Consider the following 15,777-nt stretch of genomic DNA (forward strand, 5'->3'; position numbering starts at 1 on the left):
TAAAGAGTGGAGCAAAACTAAATCATAGTTTTGACTCGCTCTTTTTTATTATAGTAACGAATGAAAAGGTGATAGCAATGAAAAAAATGAAGTGGTCTTTACTAATAGTTACAGGTATCGTATTCTTTTTAGCTGGATGTACGGCTAAAAATACAGATAAGAATAAGCAAGTTTCCAAAACACCATTGTCTAGCGAAGCTGTAGAGAAATCCGCAATTCCTACACTTTTTCTCCACGGATATAGTGGAGGAAATAATTCTTTTGGTCGTATGATTAAACGCATGGAAGGTGATGGACTTACTGAAAAAGAGTTGGTTCTAACTGTTAACTCTGAAGGTGAAGTTCATGCAAAAGGAAAATTATCTGGAAAAGAAAATAATCCAAGTATTCAAGTTCTTTTTAAAGATAATAAGAGCAACGAATGGAATCAAGCAGAGTGGATCAAAAATTGTTTGCTATACGTTCGTGATACTTATAGTGTAAAAAAGATCAATCTTGTGGGGCATTCCATGGGAGGCGCAAGTTCTTTACGTTATTTGACGACATTTGGTGATGATGAAAGTCTACCTAAGATCAACAAATTTGTCGGAATAGCCGCACCATTTAATAATTTTGTGGAATTATCTAATGGGGAGACGATTGATGATGTGATTAATAATGGGCCAGCTGTTCAAAGCGAACGTTATGCAGATTATGTTAATGGCATTGGGAAAGTTTCCAAAGATATGAAGGTACTGGTCATTGCAGGTGATGTGGAAGATGGCAGCTTAAGTGATGAAGCCGTTCCTGTTGCTGATGCATTAAGCGTAGTTTCATTATTTAAAACACATGGTAATGAGGTGCAGGAGAAAATATTCTATGGGAAATCAGCGCAGCATAGCCAGTTACATGAAAATACAGAAGTAGATCAACTTGTTGCGAATTTTTTATGGAAATAGATAGGTTTTAATTAAAATAAAAGATGGGATAATAATCAGAATTAGTCTGATTATTATCCCATCTTTGTTTATTAGCTATTTGGAGATTCCGTTTGATTATCCAAAATTTCTTTTGCTAACCGTTGAGCTGTTGGTGTAACAGCCAAACCACCCTCAGCTGTTTCTTTAAAAATCTGCGGCATTTGTCGGCCTACTTGATACATAGCAGCAACAACTTCATCTGGTGGAATCACACTACGAATACCAGCCAAAGCCATATCAGCAGAAATAAAGGCTTGTGAAGATCCTAAGGCATTTCGTTTTACACAAGGTACTTCAACTAATCCAGCAACAGGATCACAAATCAGACCCATCATATTTTTTAAAGTAATTGCAATAGCTTGTGCTGCTTGATCAGCACTACCGCCAGCGGCACAAACTAAAGCTGCACTAGCCATTGCGCTAGCTGAACCAACTTCTGCCTGACAACCGCCTTCTGCACCACTGATGGATGAATTATTGGCAATCACAAGACCAAAAGCACCAGCGGTAAACAAAAAGTCTAACTGTTGTTCATGAGTTAGTTGCAGCCGTTCGATCGCTGCCATCAAGACACCAGGAACAACTCCAGCACTTCCAGCAGTAGGCGTTGCACAAATCAAGCCCATATTTGCATTGACCTCATTAACAGCAACTGCATTTCTAACCGCAGTTAAAATAGTTTCACCACTTAAAAAATTTCCAGCTTGAATATAGTCATTTAAACGCGTTGCATCTCCGCCAGTAATACCAGTTACAGAGGTCACACCATCAACACCCTCTTCGATGGATTGTTTCATAACAGATAGATTACGTTCCATTGTTTCGATGATCCGTTCACGACTATGACCATGGTTTTCAATCTCTATGGCAATCATCAATTCAGCAACAGATGGAAAATCTGCTGCTTGTTTCACTAACTCTTCTATAGATAGAAACATAATTATTTACTCCTTTAATTTAAATTAATCAAAATAATTCACACTATAAATATGAGGGATGTGGTTTAATTTCATTGTAATATCACCAATATCCGCATGGTCGATCTCAATGATCATAATGGCTTTTTCACCTTTTGATTCACGAGTAACAGTCATTGTTCCAATATTAATGTTTGTTTCTGAAAGCATATTGGTAACTTTTGCAATCATTCCTGGGACATCTTGGTGAACGATAATAAACGTTGGGGTTCCCATTGTCAGAGAAATTTTAAAACCGTTTAACTCTGAAATTTGAATATTACCTCCGCCAATTGATATGCCTGTTACTGAGAGTTTTCGATCACCTTTAGAGACAAGTAACTTGACTGAATTCGGGTGTTCAGCTTTTTCTTTTAATGGAACAAATAGCACTTCCATGTCGTTCTCATGCGCAATTTTTAAAGAATCTGCTAATCGCTCATCATCAGGTTCCATATTAAGCAAACCGCCGACTAACGCAATGTCTGTCCCATGACCACGATATGTTTTGGCAAAGGATTCATATAAGTAAATATCAACCGTGTCTGGTTGTTCACCAAAGATACTACGAACGATTTTACCAATCCTAGCAGCTCCAGCTGTATGCGAACTACTAGGCCCAATCATCACAGGGCCAATAATATCAAACACACTTTTGTAGCGTAAATTTTCCATACTATATCCACCTATCTTCATAATTAATCTGGATTTTTCTAACGAAAGTCTATCACAATTAAACAGAAGAAACTAGAACAGTAATAAAAATGCGAGAAAAACTTATCTTTTTCTCATTTCTTAAATAATAGACAGGGAGGAAAAAAGTAGAAAAGTATTGAAATTTAATCGGAAGCGGAGTATACTATTTGAGTGTGCATTTTTGCATATATCATTTCTTTGATTTATCAAAGGAAGACGTGGGAGGAGAAATCTTCATCTCCAATTAACCACATCACGGACCCAAGGAGGTATGTCTCGTGGCAAAAAAAGTAGAAAAATTAGTTAAATTGCAAATTCCTGCAGGTAAAGCAACACCAGCTCCGCCAGTAGGTCCAGCATTAGGTCAAGCGGGTATCAACATTATGGGATTCACTAAAGAATTCAACGCTCGTACAGCTGATCAAGCTGGTTTAATCATTCCAGTTGTAATTTCTGTATATGAAGACCGTTCATTTACATTCATTACAAAAACACCACCAGCTGCAGTATTACTTAAAAAAGCTGCAAAAATCGAAAAAGGTTCTGGTGAGCCAAACAAAACTAAAGTAGCGAATGTCTCTAAAGATCAAGTTAAAGAAATCGCTGAACTTAAAATGGCAGACCTAAACGCAGCAGATATTGAAGCTGCTATGCGCATGGTTGAAGGAACTGCAAGAAGCATGGGAATCACTGTAGGATAATTTTTTATTCTAGGTACCCCAAAGAAGTAGCTTCTCAGTTTATTTCATATTCAAAGATATGAATTACGTGGGAGGTTCGACCGTTATAACCACAATCAAGGAGGAAACAAAATGGCTAAAAAAAGCAAAAAAATGCAAGATGCATTAAAAAAAGTTGAAGCAACAAAAGTTTACCCTGTAGCAGAAGCAATCGCTTTGGCTAAAGAAACAAATATTGCAAAATTTGACGCAACTGTTGAAGTTGCTTACCGTTTAAATGTAGACCCTAAAAAAGCAGACCAACAAATCCGTGGTGCTGTAGTATTACCTAACGGAACTGGTAAAACACAAAGCGTTTTAGTTTTCGCTAAAGGCGACAAAGCTAAAGAAGCTGAAGCAGCTGGTGCTGATTACGTAGGCGATGCTGACATGGTTCAAAAAATCCAAGGTGGATGGTTTGGATTTGACGTAGTTGTAGCAACTCCAGACATGATGGCTGAAGTTGGTAAATTAGGTCGTGTCTTAGGTCCTAAAGGCCTTATGCCTAACCCTAAAACTGGTACTGTAACAATGGACGTAACAAAAGCTGTTAACGAAGTAAAAGCTGGTAAAGTAACTTACCGTGTTGACAAAGCTGGAAACATCCACGTACCAATCGGTAAAGTTTCATTTGATAATGAAAAATTACTAGAAAACTTCAATACAATCAACGATGTATTGTTGAAAGCTAAACCATCAGCAGCAAAAGGTCAATATATCAAAAACATTTCAGTAACAACTACATTTGGACCTGGAATCCATGTTGATCAAGCTTCTTTCTAATTAGAAAAGCTGAATAAGTAAAAAAATTATTGACTCAACTACCTGTCTCATGGTAAGGTAGTTGAGGTTAATAATTAACTGTACCGAAGACAGTAGGTGACGCAAGTCTTAATTTCCTACCGAGGACAATTGTTGATACATACAATTACGTCCCTCTATGTCAACGGTGGCATGGAGTTTATTTTGTTTTAATTACAAATTAAGCTTCTCCATCAATAATCAGGAGGTGAAAATAAATGAGTGAAGCAACAATCGCTAAAAAAGAAACCCTAGTCGAAGAAGCAACAGCTAAGTTTCAAGCAGCAGCTTCTGTAGTTATTGTTGACTACCGTGGTTTAACTGTAGAAGAAGTGACTAACTTACGTAAACAATTGCGTGATGCAAATGTTGAAATGAAAGTTATCAAAAACTCTATCCTTTCACGTGCAGCTAAAAAAGCTGGACTAGAAGGCATGGACGAAGTCTTTACAGGACCAACAGCAGTCGCTTTCAGTAACGACGATGTAGTAGCACCTGCTAAAATCATCGACGAATTTGCAAGTACTGCCAAAGCATTGGAAATTAAAGGTGGCGTTATTGAAGGTAAAGTATCTTCAGTAGAAGAAATGACATCTTTAGCAAAACTTCCAAGTCGCGATGGACTACTTTCTATGCTATTATCTGTATTACAAGCGCCAGTCAGACAAGTGGCTTACGCTGTCAAAGCAGTGGCAGAAAAAGAAGACGCAGCATAATTGCAGCTTAGCAATAAACTAAATTAAAAAATAATGAATTATTAAAACGGAGGAAACCATAATGGCATTGAACATTGAAAACATTGTTGCAGAATTAGAAGGCGCAACTATTTTAGAATTAAACGACTTAGTAAAAGCTATTGAAGAAAAATTTGACGTATCTGCAGCAGCTCCTGTAGCAGCAGCAGCAGGACCAGCAGCAGCTGGCGAAGAACAAACTGAATTTACTGTAGAATTAACTTCTGCAGGCGATCAAAAAGTTAAAGTTATCAAAGCAGTTCGTGAAGCAACTGGTCTTGGCTTGAAAGAAGCTAAAGCTGTAGTTGATGGCGCTCCTGCACCAGTTAAAGAAGGCGTTTCTAAAGACGAAGCTGAAGCATTAAAAGCTGCTTTAGAAGAAGTTGGCGCTGCAGTAACAGTAAAATAATTCTTTACTTTGTAAAGATTGGCTGTATCCCTTGTATAAGGGGTACAGTTTTTTTTATTTGACTATGTTTTGTTAACTGATAGCCAATATTTGATACTGCATAAAAGAGAAGATAAGATACCAATCTCTATAGACAATACATAGAAAAATCTTTTTAAAATATATAACGCTGTCTCTAAGTCTTTTTGTGTTTACTTATAGTAATATATATATTATAATTATTTTGATATTATTTAATTTTTAAACAAGTCAAAATTAGGAGGAAAGAGATGAAACAATTAAAGTGGATATTATTAGTTTCAACAATGTTTAGTTTAACAACAACGATTCTAAGCTCAAAAGAAGTTCATGCAGAGAATCTTAGAGTAGCAGCTCCACCAGAGGATATGCAAAAATCGGAAGCCGAAAGAAAAATTGTTGTTTTACAGCACGGAGAATCCTATACTTTTGTAAGAAAAATATTTTCTAGTGGTAAATACATGTTTAAAGCAGCAACTTATTTTCAGAATAAAGAGATTTTTGGACTCAAACATGGCGAAGTTGAAAATGGACAAATAAATTATGTTGCCCCCGAGAAGTTTGTTTACGCTGAAAATGCAGAATATAGAGGACAAGTTGGTAGAGCTGCTGGCTTAGCCGAATATGGTTTTACAATTACAAATTATTCTAGTAAAATAGCTTTTTTTTATATTGGTATCAGAACTACTGTTTATAGTGGTATGCCAGATTTTATTTTGTAAAATAAGTAAACGAGAGCGTAGTATATTCATAATGTTAGCTTATATAAAAAAACTTGGAGTGATGTAAGGATGAAAAAATTTTGTAGAATGTTAATTTTCTTTACTTTGATAGGATTGTGTCATACGTTTTTAACTGATGTACTCTATGTTGACGCCGAAGAAGCAAAAAACATGATATCATCTTACGCTGCATCTGACCCCGAGGAGCCTTCAACAATTGTTCCAACAAAAAAAATAGTAAAGTTAAAACATGGTGAATCGTTCAGTATTACTAAAAATTATTATTCATATGATAAGTTTACATTCAAAGTTAGATCATTCTCACGAGAATTACAAAGATTTGGTGTTAGACATGGCTACGTATTAAATGGGAAGCAGTATTATAATTCAGAAGTAAATAGTAGAAGAAAAAATTTTGAGATCGTTGAAGAAGAGTTGGGTTACATTGTCAGGGGCAAAGGAGAGCATGTTTTCACGGTAACTAATTACTCAAATGAGGCAGCCTATTACCAAATTGGGGTAAATATAACTCCCCAAGGTATTTCCTCGGATTTTTCTTTTTAAAGATAATTCATTGTGTAAGCAACTTAGGGATATGTTTACATAAGCTTATGTGCAAATTAAATGGAATAAAAACCAATAAATTAACTTCTGTAAAATATAATAATTATATATAATTTATTTAGCGATTAATTTAAATTAAATTCGCATATAGTATTTACAAAACATTTAAATTATGATAATATACTTTATGTAATATATAAATTATAAAAGGTGGTATTTTAATGAAAAAAAGGTATCAATTATTAATGTTAGGTACATTGCTTAGTTTGAGTTTTGGTGTTGCACAGAAAGCGAATGCTGAAGAATTAGAAAGTAAAAATAATGTAGCATCTACTTTTTCATTGAAAGGTCTAGGAGTTGCGACTAAAGAAATTGTAGCTTTAGAACATAATGAATCTTTTACTATTAGAAAAAATTATTTTAGCGAGGACAAATTTACTTTTAGAGTTCGTACCGTATTTGGTGGGAACGAGACTTTTGGTTTGAAGTATGGAAATGTAATAAATGGCAAGGAATATTATAATAAAGAACTTTATTACACACATTTCAATATTGGACTTTTGAATTATGGATTAGGAAAAATTGTTACAGGCAGAGGAGAGCAGGCATTCACTATAACAAACTACTCAAATGGAGTAGCCTTTTATGAAGTTGGAGTAAATGTAACTCCGTGGAATTATAATTCTGACTTTTCTTTTTAAGTTAAACGTGGAATAGGTCTTTTTATATTTGAAATAGGTTCGGGAAAAATTGTGCTAGAGCAATGTCCCGAACCATTTTTATGGAGAAAAAGTTAGTTGTCTCTGATTAGTAAGAAAATCTCATGAGAATATAGTGGTTTTAGTAAGCGTTTCTTTCGCAATAAAACAAATAATTTGATAGCATAAACAAGTAATTATCATTAAATTTATTCACAAAGGGGGTCATATTATGCATTGGTTATGGGTTTTAATCGTAGGTGGCGTTATCGGAGCAATTGCTGGAGCAATCACAAGTAAAGGAAAATCAATGGGCTGGATTTTCAATATTATTGCAGGTCTTGTAGGTTCATCAATCGGTCAATCACTTCTAGGAAGTTGGGGACCTCAAGTTGCCGGTATGGCATTGTTCCCATCAATTATTGGTGCTGTGATTTTAGTAGCAGTTGTATCATTTTTTGTAGGTAAAAACTAAGTAATGTGCAAAGAAAAATATTTGAGTAGACATAAGTTGAGACAAATATAAAAAACACCTCCGTTGAATTCATGTAAAATGAAGAAAATCGAAGGTGTTTTTATTATTGTCTTTTTTAGATGTTCAGTCTCCAAGATGTTCAAGTCTTTTTTTATTGTTCAAATGTTGTTCATTAAGTAAAGAGTCATCAATCTATATGAGATTAGGGAATGGTTTTCTCAAATATACTAGCATAAATGGACTTTTGAGTTATTTGTTTTAAAAAATATATGTTTGAATAAACTTTTTTTTTTGAAAATAATTTAATTTATAAAAGAGGAAAAAAACTCTTTTGCTGGATTATTCTATAGTGATCGGAAAATCGTTTCAAATTGGATTATTCTTTTTTGGGGTAAGTGATAATATTAGAAGCGTATAATAAAACTAAAATTGAATTTGTAAAGGATAATGGGAAATGATACAGGGTAAAAAAATTAAAAATATATTTCTATTTATACTTAGCGTTGCTATATTCATAATAATAAGTGGTGTATTAACAACTACTAAAATTTCAGGAAAAGAACTTAACTCCTCAAAGAACCTTATTGAAACCAGTGAAACTCCCTTAAAGGATATAAAGCTACCTCAAAAAAGAGCTGTTGGTAAATCAATAAATAAACACCCCAAATGGAAAGAAACCTCTGCAATGTCGTTAACAGAAGCTGCTTCGTTCACTTTAAAATATTCTACACAAATAGAGATTAAAAATAATGTGAATTTTGTAAAAGGTGACTCACATTTGACCTTTACACCTACAGGAAAAGGAGATAAGGCAGAAGTGTTATTAACAAATGTTGGTGAATATGGGACAACTATCGTTAATATGAAAGTCAGTGTAGAATCAATTAATGGTTTACCTATAAAATTAGGAATAGTTTCTCGCAATTTCATGAGTTGGTCATTAGAAGGAAATACAGCTGCTAAGATTAAATATGAATATTTTGATATAAAAGGGAACTCGATCATTGTATCAGGAATCAATTTCTTTAAAGGATTAAATTCAGCAAAAGATGTTCTTTATAAAGAGAGTGACTTAGCATATATTTTTTCTGATCAAGGAAGCAATGTTTTGTATGGAGATTCTGATTTAGCTGGATTTACACGATTCTATTCAAATACAGCTGGTTGGACTGATGCTCAAAAAATGGGAATGGTTTTTGAAAATAAATCAATCTTAGAATTTGCTTTAAATAATAATGATCCAGACGAATCGTTAGTTGCTTATTCTTCAGAGGCTGCAATAAAGATAAGTGATTCTCCTATTATTAAGGAACACCCAAAGTGGCAAGATTCATCAACGGCAGTTATTCCTAAACAAAATTATTTTACTATGTACTATAATGACAAAATAAAAGTAAGTAAAAAATCAGGGGATGTTACAATAAATAATGACCCAGAAAAAGGATATACGGTTAATTTTACCAGTCCCAGTTTAGCTACTATATTAATTGAGAATGTTGGTATCTATGAAGGGCAATGGGTCTCTCTCTCTGTTACAGCATCAGGGAAAACTTCTAATACTGATAGTATGTCAGCAAAATTAGAAATCAAAAATAATACTTTTTTAAGATGGGCACTTCAAGGAAATGTTATGCTAAATACAGAGTATCAGTTTCTCAATAGCAAGGGAGAGCCGATTTCAATTTCGGGTTATTGGACATTTAAAAATCTGAATAGTGCAAAAAACCTTGCGCTTTCCAGCGACTTTATAAAAAATATTTATTCACCTTCAGCAACAGACATTCGTTATAATACATTTGGAAAATCAACTGAATTTAGTTCTAAACTTGAAGGTGGTGGGGCTAACAAGGAAATGACCGTTACATTTGACAATATTTCTAATTTTAAATTTTCGATTAGGAACAATGATCCTGATGAATCTGCAGTAGGATATGGGACAACTTCATTATCTGCTATAGATATACCTGATTTTGTTTCAGGAAATAAAAAATATGAAAGTATCAATAATGAAACAAATCTATTTACTTCATTTTATCAAAAAATTCCTTACGAGCCGGAACGTGGGAGAAAAACTAATTTGAAATGGAAAATAAAACTCCCCGATTATATTCAGAAAAATAATACGGTTAGCATACTTAATGAGGAAGGGGATGATAGTTCTAGTTTGTTTACTGTCAACAAAAATGGTGAAAATCTTACGATAGAAGCCAATACAACAAGTTTAGACAGTCCAGATTTTTATAATCATTTATATGAATTTCGAGTAAATTGGCAAATCGAATATGCTGAACCTATAAATGTAGAGTTATTGGATAGTCAAGGCTATTTATTATTGAACAGTCCAATGGAATTACAAGTTGAGCAAAACGATATAAGGCAAAATGAAGATAAAACAGCTGTCAATTTTAATAGTGATACAGAAGTTGTGTTTCAAGATATGGATGGAAAAGAATTACAACGTAAACATTTAAAATCTTTTATTACTTTGAAACCGAATGATTTGGAAAAACAATTAAAAGAAAAAATTACTGGCTATAAATTTATGCAAACAACAATAGATATAAATAACTACCAATCTAAATATACAAATAATGCGATTGAAACAGTATCTTTAAAAAAAATAGCTGCGCCAATCATTAGTGTGAAAGATCCAGAAAAAATCAGGTATATAAAATTAGAAGATAAGCATTTTGATTTAGATGGTAAGATTAAGCTTGATGGAGAATCTTCGTATGAAGTCCATTTATTAATAAATGGAAAAGATGAAATAATCCAATCACCTTTAATGAAACCAGAAGGTAGCTTTACTTGGAAAACAGATGCAGGGTACGTGTTGAGCAACTTACCGCTAGGGGAAATCTATGATGCACAAGTTTATGCTAAAGATGAATTTGGGAATCGATCAAGTAAAGTCCCTCTTAAGATTTTTATGAGTGGATATTTGGAATTTAAAGAAGTACCAACATCAATTGATTTTGGTGAACACATATTAACATCTAAGGCAAAAGTAATGAGTAGAGCGAAGCCGTACACACTTAAAATAAGTGATTTAAGAGGTCCAAATGAAACATTCAAATTAGAACTGAGATTGGATGAATATTTAACTGGAAAAGAGCATAATCAAGTAATCAAAGATGGTATTGTTTTTAAAGATACTAATGGAGATATAAATTACTTGGATAAAGGAGAGACAGTATTTGTAGCTTCTGGAAATACTGGGAATGAAAACAAAAAGACCGAAACGGTTATTGAACATGATGTAAATTCAGGTGTTTTAGTTAATTTCGCACCAGGAACAAAAGAAGATATTTATACCACAAAATTAACATGGACTTTAGTATATGGACCATAAATAAAAACTAGAGTGCCAATTATTAATATAATCAAGTAGACGAATAAAAGACCGCTATATATATCAGTTAAGACTGCTATATATAGCGGTTTTTAAATATTTTAAGAATTCTAAAATAAACCTACTCTGTTCTACTCTCTTTTTCTCATCAACTTATCTTTTAGTCAATTTTACGACAACTTCACATCGCGCTGTTTGTGGAAACATATCCACTGATTGTAAATACTTCACGTCAAATACTTTAGCCAAATCAACTAAATCTTTTGCAAGTGTCGATACATTACAAGAAATATAAACCATCTTTTTAGGAGGCTGTTTTAAAATGGCTTTCAGAAGCTTTTGATCTAATCCGGTTCTAGGAGGGTCAACAATGATTGCATCGGGTTTAAAACCGCTCTGGAGCCATTTAGGAAGCAATTCTTCAGCTGTTCCCACTTCATAATGGGTATTCGTAACACCTAAGCGCTCAGCATTCATCTTAGCATCTTCAATCGCAGCGGGAATAATATCCATTCCTCGAACTTCTTTTGCTTGTTTAGCAATGCTTAATCCAATTGTTCCTACACCACAGTATGCATCTACAACGGTTTCGTTTGGTTGTAAATCTAAAGCTTTCAGTGCTTCATTATATAAAACTTCCGTTTGTTCTGGATTTAATTGGAAAAAGGCTCTAGGAGATAAATCAAAGGTTACTTCGTTGATTTGCTCTTCAATACTTTCTTTCCCCCAAACATGGATCGTTTCATCGCCCATAACGATGGATGTTCTTTTATTTTGAACATTTTGCATAATCGAAACAACTTCTGGAAGATGTTGTGTGATTTCTTCAATCAAAGCTTTTTTCTGTGGAAATTTTACAGATTGTGTAATGAAAACAACTTGGACTTCATTTGTTTTGACACCGACACGCACCATTAAAGTTCGGAAGATACCGCTGTTTTTTCGTTCATTATAAATTGGTAATTGATATTTGTTCAATAACTCTACTAAAGCGTTCATGACTTTAGTTGTCGCGGGCTGTTGAACGAGGCAATCATCAATAGGAACTAAACGATGAGAATCCGCTTGATAAAGTCCAGCTTCAACTTCTCCTTCGATTTTCCGTAATTGGAATTGTGCTTTATTACGATAATTCCAAGGATTTTTCATTCCGATTGTTTTAGGTAGCTGATAATTTTCATAGTTTCTTGGTCTGAACTTATTTAGCGATTGCTTTAATAAATCCTTTTTAAAGAGTAGTTGTGCTGGATAAGCTAAATGCTGTAGCTGACAGCCACCGCATGCTTCGTAAACAGGGCATGGTGGCACGACACGTTCAGGTGCTGCTTTTACAATTTTCTTTAGTTGCCCTTCAACGAAGCGGGGGGCAATTTTTGTGACTTCTACAGAGACATCTTCTTTTGGTAAAGCACCAGGTACGAAAACAATTGTTTTTTTATAATAGCCGATCCCTTCACCATTGATGCCTAAACGTTTTATTTTTAAAGGAATCGTTTGTCCTTCTTTTAATAGTTGTGTGGTCATAATTCCATCCTTTTGATCCGTAGATTTGTTAATCAAATATATCGATAGTTCTTATTTTAGCACAATTTACCTAGTTTAGCTTCTGCCAAATATATGTTATAGTAGAATATATGTTCTCACTAGAAAGGCGGAGAAAGATGGAAACAATCACGAAAATTACAAAAGACAAAGGTCAGTTTTATCTTATCTGGCTGTCTTCAGGAGAAAAATTACGTGTATCCGAGGATACCTTGGTACGCCAACGTCTATTAAAAGGACAAGAACTAGCAGAAGATGAGATCGAAAAAATCAAAAAAGCTGGCTCTTATGATGTTGGTTTACAAATGTCTTTAAACTATTTAAGTTATCAATTGCGCTCAAAAAAAGAAATTTTAGATTATTTGAAAGAAAAGGAAATTTTACCAGAAGATCGAAAAAGCATCGTGATCCGCTTAGAAGAAATGAACCTTTTAGACGATAAAATATTTAGTGAAAGTTATGTCCGTACCTTGATGCGAACAAGTGATAAAGGACCCAAAATGATCGAACAACAACTAAAACGAAAAGGTTTGAATGACGAAGACATTCAACATGGGTTAACTTTTTATACTATGGATGAACAAGTAGAAGTAGCAAAAGCAACGGCTGAAAAAGCGATGAGACGTTACCGAACAAAGAGTTTCAAAGATGCACTGCAAAAAGTTCAAATGCACTTGATGCAAAAAGGTTTTAATCGTGAAGTCATCGATTTGGCCCTTGAAGAATTATCTTTTGAAAAAGATGAAGATCAAGAATTGGATGTTATTAGAAAAGAAGGCGATAAGTTATGGGAAAAACATCGCAAATTAGACACGTACAAACGCTTGATGAAAGTCAAACAAGGACTTTTTCAAAAGCGATTTGATTCAGATTTGATTCAGCAATATTTTGATGAAAAGGAATTAGAGAATGAAGAATGAAAAATATTGGGAGACGTGGAGTGATGAAACCCTCAAGTCTTTTCAAGAAGCGTTTATCGCTTGGTACGAAAAAGAAAAAAGAAATTTACCTTGGCGGGTTAATTTAGACCCTTATCGTATTTGGATCTCAGAAATCATGCTTCAGCAGACTCGTGTGGATACGGTGATTGATTATTACTACCGTTTTATGGAGTGGTTTCCAACGATCCAGGATTTGGCTGAAGCACCAGATGACAAATTATTAAAAGCGTGGGAAGGTTTAGGCTATTATTCTAGAGCGAGAAACTTAAAAATTGCAGCTCAGCAGATTGTTACCGAATTTAATGGTGAGATGCCTAAAACAATCGAAGAGATTCGTCAACTAAAAGGAATCGGTCCATATACTGCTGGCGCAATTGGTAGTATTGCTTTTCAATTACCAGAACCTGCTGTTGATGGAAATGTGATGCGGGTGGTCAGTCGTTTGTTTGAAATTAGTAATGATATTGCTAAAGCTAGTAGTCGTAAGGTTTTTGAAGAAGCGATGTATAAAATTATCGATCAGAAAAGACCCGGGGATTTTAACCAAGCAATGATGGATCTGGGTTCATCAATTTGCACACCAACATCGCCAAAGTGTGAAGAATGCCCCATTCAAACCTATTGTTTAAGTTATAAAAACAATGTTATGACCAACTTTCCAGTGAAAACAAAAAAATTAAAACCAAAAGATGTTTATTATATTGGTGGAATCATTGAGAATAAAGCACAAGAATTTTTGTTAAATCAAAGAGACCAAAAAGGTTTATTAGCGAATATGTGGTTATTTCCAATTACTGAGGTAACGAAAGAGCGATTTAATTTTTTACAAAAAAACTGGGCGAAAGAAGATCAGCAGATGTCCTTAGATTTTGAAGAACAGGTCATGGTTGCTGAAGACAATTCAGATATTTTTGAAGAATTTCCTCAAGTAGTTTGGCAAAAACGTACATTAGGAGAAGTCACCCACATTTTTAGTCATTTAAAATGGCATATATTGGTCTTCTATGGACGTCAAACAGGTCTGATGTCTATAGATAAAAATCAAACTTGGGCGACGAAACAAGAATTTTCAAATTATGTTTTTCCAAAACCTCAACAAAAAATGCTAGAACTTTATAATCAAGAATTTAGAACAAAAGAATAACTTTTTGGTGCGAACCCTAAGTGCACATAAAATCTCTAGGAGATTCGCACCAGAATCTTGATGATTTTAGCGGAAAAAATAGGCTTTTTCTCATTTTTATGTAATGTTATGCTAGTTATGCTGGTGAAATGGTGAAGATATGTCATGTATTTCAACTAATTTCACAGTCTAGTTCTGTTTAGAGCTAGACAATTGAAATTTGGGTGTATAACCCTTTTATTCCTTTTTATTTTGTCTAGTTATCTCTAGACTTAAAACTTCTCCAAAATCGCTCTAATTTCAACACAAAATTAGTAAAATAAACTAGTTATCTCCATAGATATTTCTCATTACAATAAGAAACCAAACTCCTTAGTATGCAAAGTTGAAAATTATGATATAATTATATTGATATCGGTGTAATGAACACCCAAACGAAGAGTAATCAGCTTTTATAAGCGATTTTTCGTACTAGGGAAAGTTGGGGGACTATGGCAATTCCAAAAGAAGGTGAATTTGTAACGATTCAAAGTTACAAACACGATGGGCATTTGCATCGAACATGGCGAGATACCATGGTATTAAAAACAAGCGAGTATTCTCTAATTGGCGTAAACGATCATACTTTGGTGACAGAGTCTGATGGAAGACGTTGGGTTACTCGAGAACCAGCTATTGTTTATTTTCATAAAAAATACTGGTTCAACATAATAGCGATGATTAGAGAAAAGGGGGTTTCTTATTATTGCAATCTGGCGTCACCTTATCTTTTAGATGATGAAGCATTGAAGTATATTGATTATGATTTGGATATCAAAGTTTTTCCTGATGGCGAAAAACGTTTATTGGATGTGGATGAATACGAATTCCACAGTAAAATCATGGACTATCCAGAAGATATTGATTTTATTCTAAAAGAAAATGTGAAGACGTTAGTAGATTGGATTAATAATGAAAAAGGCCCATTCTCTGAAGCTTATGTAGATATCTGGTATCAGCGCTATTTAGAGCTATCAAAGAAATAGCCGTTGTAAGATGTTAAATGAAAAAGAAACTGAAACAAGACTT

The 15,777-nt window shown here is 34.0% G+C and carries 16 protein-coding genes and 1 other annotated feature; of the genes, 13 read left to right on the forward strand and 3 right to left on the reverse strand.

Features of this window, described 5'->3' with window-relative positions:
• Positions 1 to 77 precede the first annotated feature (77 nt).
• Positions 78 to 938: an alpha/beta fold hydrolase gene (locus AC4BB2_RS03585; RefSeq protein ID WP_490474070.1), complete on the forward strand. Its 861-nt coding sequence runs from the start codon at positions 78 to 80 to the stop codon at positions 936 to 938.
• A gap of 71 nt (positions 939 to 1,009) precedes the next feature.
• On the opposite strand, the gene sdaAA is transcribed toward AC4BB2_RS03585, so the two are convergent.
• Positions 1,010 to 1,897 (reverse strand): L-serine ammonia-lyase, iron-sulfur-dependent, subunit alpha, encoded by an 888-nt coding sequence (sdaAA, locus tag AC4BB2_RS03590; RefSeq protein WP_490474071.1) that lies wholly within the window; start codon positions 1,895 to 1,897, stop codon positions 1,010 to 1,012.
• A gap of 24 nt (positions 1,898 to 1,921) precedes the next feature.
• The gene (gene sdaAB, locus AC4BB2_RS03595; RefSeq protein ID WP_490474072.1) at positions 1,922 to 2,590 is read right to left on the reverse strand and encodes an L-serine ammonia-lyase, iron-sulfur-dependent subunit beta; all 669 of its coding nucleotides are present in this window, start codon (positions 2,588 to 2,590) and stop codon (positions 1,922 to 1,924) included.
• 299 nt (positions 2,591 to 2,889) lie between these two features.
• Here sdaAB and rplK point away from each other — a divergent pair, with 299 nt between their 5' ends.
• The 9 genes from rplK to AC4BB2_RS03640 all read left to right on the forward strand — a co-directional run bounded on the left by rplK (position 2,890) and on the right by AC4BB2_RS03640 (position 11,103).
• Positions 2,890 to 3,312 carry a 50S ribosomal protein L11 gene (rplK, locus tag AC4BB2_RS03600; RefSeq protein ID WP_490474073.1) on the forward strand — a complete coding sequence of 141 codons (423 nt, stop codon included), beginning with the start codon at positions 2,890 to 2,892 and terminating at the stop codon, positions 3,310 to 3,312.
• A gap of 111 nt (positions 3,313 to 3,423) precedes the next feature.
• The gene (gene rplA / locus AC4BB2_RS03605) at positions 3,424 to 4,113 is read left to right on the forward strand and encodes a 50S ribosomal protein L1 (protein ID WP_069654330.1); all 690 of its coding nucleotides are present in this window, start codon (positions 3,424 to 3,426) and stop codon (positions 4,111 to 4,113) included.
• 65 nt (positions 4,114 to 4,178) lie between these two features.
• Positions 4,179 to 4,306, forward strand: a sequence feature (ribosomal protein L10 leader region).
• A gap of 43 nt (positions 4,307 to 4,349) precedes the next feature.
• A complete protein-coding gene (gene rplJ, locus AC4BB2_RS03610; protein WP_490474074.1) occupies positions 4,350 to 4,847 on the forward strand; it encodes a 50S ribosomal protein L10 in 498 nt (165 codons plus the stop codon).
• A gap of 61 nt (positions 4,848 to 4,908) precedes the next feature.
• Complete coding sequence (gene rplL / locus AC4BB2_RS03615) at positions 4,909 to 5,274, forward strand: 50S ribosomal protein L7/L12 (RefSeq protein ID WP_069633962.1); 366 nt, start codon at positions 4,909 to 4,911, stop codon at positions 5,272 to 5,274.
• Between the two features lie 269 nt (positions 5,275 to 5,543).
• Positions 5,544 to 6,014, forward strand: a complete 471-nt coding sequence (locus AC4BB2_RS03620) for a hypothetical protein (RefSeq protein ID WP_490474075.1) — start codon at positions 5,544 to 5,546, stop codon at positions 6,012 to 6,014.
• Positions 6,015 to 6,083: 69 nt separating this feature from the next.
• The gene (locus tag AC4BB2_RS03625) at positions 6,084 to 6,578 is read left to right on the forward strand and encodes a hypothetical protein (RefSeq protein ID WP_490474076.1); all 495 of its coding nucleotides are present in this window, start codon (positions 6,084 to 6,086) and stop codon (positions 6,576 to 6,578) included.
• Positions 6,579 to 6,799: 221 nt separating this feature from the next.
• Positions 6,800 to 7,279: a hypothetical protein gene (locus tag AC4BB2_RS03630; protein ID WP_490474077.1), complete on the forward strand. Its 480-nt coding sequence runs from the start codon at positions 6,800 to 6,802 to the stop codon at positions 7,277 to 7,279.
• A gap of 229 nt (positions 7,280 to 7,508) precedes the next feature.
• Positions 7,509 to 7,751: a GlsB/YeaQ/YmgE family stress response membrane protein gene (locus tag AC4BB2_RS03635; protein ID WP_010765775.1), complete on the forward strand. Its 243-nt coding sequence runs from the start codon at positions 7,509 to 7,511 to the stop codon at positions 7,749 to 7,751.
• A gap of 454 nt (positions 7,752 to 8,205) precedes the next feature.
• On the forward strand, positions 8,206 to 11,103 hold the full coding sequence (locus AC4BB2_RS03640; RefSeq protein ID WP_490474078.1) for a hypothetical protein: 2,898 nt from the start codon (positions 8,206 to 8,208) through the stop codon (positions 11,101 to 11,103).
• A gap of 153 nt (positions 11,104 to 11,256) precedes the next feature.
• Here the strand turns inward: AC4BB2_RS03640 and rlmD are convergent, their stop codons facing one another.
• Positions 11,257 to 12,627: a 23S rRNA (uracil(1939)-C(5))-methyltransferase RlmD gene (gene rlmD / locus AC4BB2_RS03645; protein WP_490474079.1), complete on the reverse strand. Its 1,371-nt coding sequence runs from the start codon at positions 12,625 to 12,627 to the stop codon at positions 11,257 to 11,259.
• A 137-nt stretch (positions 12,628 to 12,764) separates the two neighbouring features.
• Here rlmD and recX point away from each other — a divergent pair, with 137 nt between their 5' ends.
• The 3 genes from recX to bph all read left to right on the forward strand — a co-directional run bounded on the left by recX (position 12,765) and on the right by bph (position 15,734).
• The gene (gene recX / locus AC4BB2_RS03650; RefSeq protein ID WP_490474080.1) at positions 12,765 to 13,565 is read left to right on the forward strand and encodes a recombination regulator RecX; all 801 of its coding nucleotides are present in this window, start codon (positions 12,765 to 12,767) and stop codon (positions 13,563 to 13,565) included.
• Positions 13,555 to 14,730 (forward strand): A/G-specific adenine glycosylase, encoded by a 1,176-nt coding sequence (mutY, locus tag AC4BB2_RS03655; protein ID WP_490474081.1) that lies wholly within the window; start codon positions 13,555 to 13,557, stop codon positions 14,728 to 14,730. Before recX ends, mutY begins: the two co-directional genes overlap by 11 nt.
• A 470-nt stretch (positions 14,731 to 15,200) precedes the next feature.
• The gene (gene bph, locus AC4BB2_RS03660; protein ID WP_490474082.1) at positions 15,201 to 15,734 is read left to right on the forward strand and encodes a biofilm phosphatase Bph; all 534 of its coding nucleotides are present in this window, start codon (positions 15,201 to 15,203) and stop codon (positions 15,732 to 15,734) included.
• Positions 15,735 to 15,777 lie beyond the last annotated feature (43 nt).

The organism is Enterococcus sp. AAFC-DPL-5146 (assembly GCF_058216635.1).

Excerpts from the sequence above, each read along its gene's own strand:
- mutY (WP_490474081.1), top strand. The coding sequence starts at position 13,555 with ATGAAGAATGAAAAATATTGGGAGACGTGGAGTGATGAAACCCTCAAG.
- sdaAB (WP_490474072.1), bottom strand. The coding sequence starts at position 2,590 with ATGGAAAATTTACGCTACAAAAGTGTGTTTGATATTATTGGCCCTGTG.
- AC4BB2_RS03640 (WP_490474078.1), top strand. The coding sequence starts at position 8,206 with ATGATACAGGGTAAAAAAATTAAAAATATATTTCTATTTATACTTAGC.
- AC4BB2_RS03625 (WP_490474076.1), top strand. The coding sequence starts at position 6,084 with ATGAAAAAATTTTGTAGAATGTTAATTTTCTTTACTTTGATAGGATTG.
- rplL (WP_069633962.1), top strand. The coding sequence starts at position 4,909 with ATGGCATTGAACATTGAAAACATTGTTGCAGAATTAGAAGGCGCAACT.
- AC4BB2_RS03635 (WP_010765775.1), top strand. The coding sequence starts at position 7,509 with ATGCATTGGTTATGGGTTTTAATCGTAGGTGGCGTTATCGGAGCAATT.
- AC4BB2_RS03620 (WP_490474075.1), top strand. The coding sequence starts at position 5,544 with ATGAAACAATTAAAGTGGATATTATTAGTTTCAACAATGTTTAGTTTA.
- bph (WP_490474082.1), top strand. The coding sequence starts at position 15,201 with ATGGCAATTCCAAAAGAAGGTGAATTTGTAACGATTCAAAGTTACAAA.
- rlmD (WP_490474079.1), bottom strand. The coding sequence starts at position 12,627 with ATGACCACACAACTATTAAAAGAAGGACAAACGATTCCTTTAAAAATA.
- AC4BB2_RS03630 (WP_490474077.1), top strand. The coding sequence starts at position 6,800 with ATGAAAAAAAGGTATCAATTATTAATGTTAGGTACATTGCTTAGTTTG.
- sdaAA (WP_490474071.1), bottom strand. The coding sequence starts at position 1,897 with ATGTTTCTATCTATAGAAGAGTTAGTGAAACAAGCAGCAGATTTTCCA.
- AC4BB2_RS03585 (WP_490474070.1), top strand. The coding sequence starts at position 78 with ATGAAAAAAATGAAGTGGTCTTTACTAATAGTTACAGGTATCGTATTC.
- recX (WP_490474080.1), top strand. The coding sequence starts at position 12,765 with ATGGAAACAATCACGAAAATTACAAAAGACAAAGGTCAGTTTTATCTT.
- rplA (WP_069654330.1), top strand. The coding sequence starts at position 3,424 with ATGGCTAAAAAAAGCAAAAAAATGCAAGATGCATTAAAAAAAGTTGAA.
- rplJ (WP_490474074.1), top strand. The coding sequence starts at position 4,350 with ATGAGTGAAGCAACAATCGCTAAAAAAGAAACCCTAGTCGAAGAAGCA.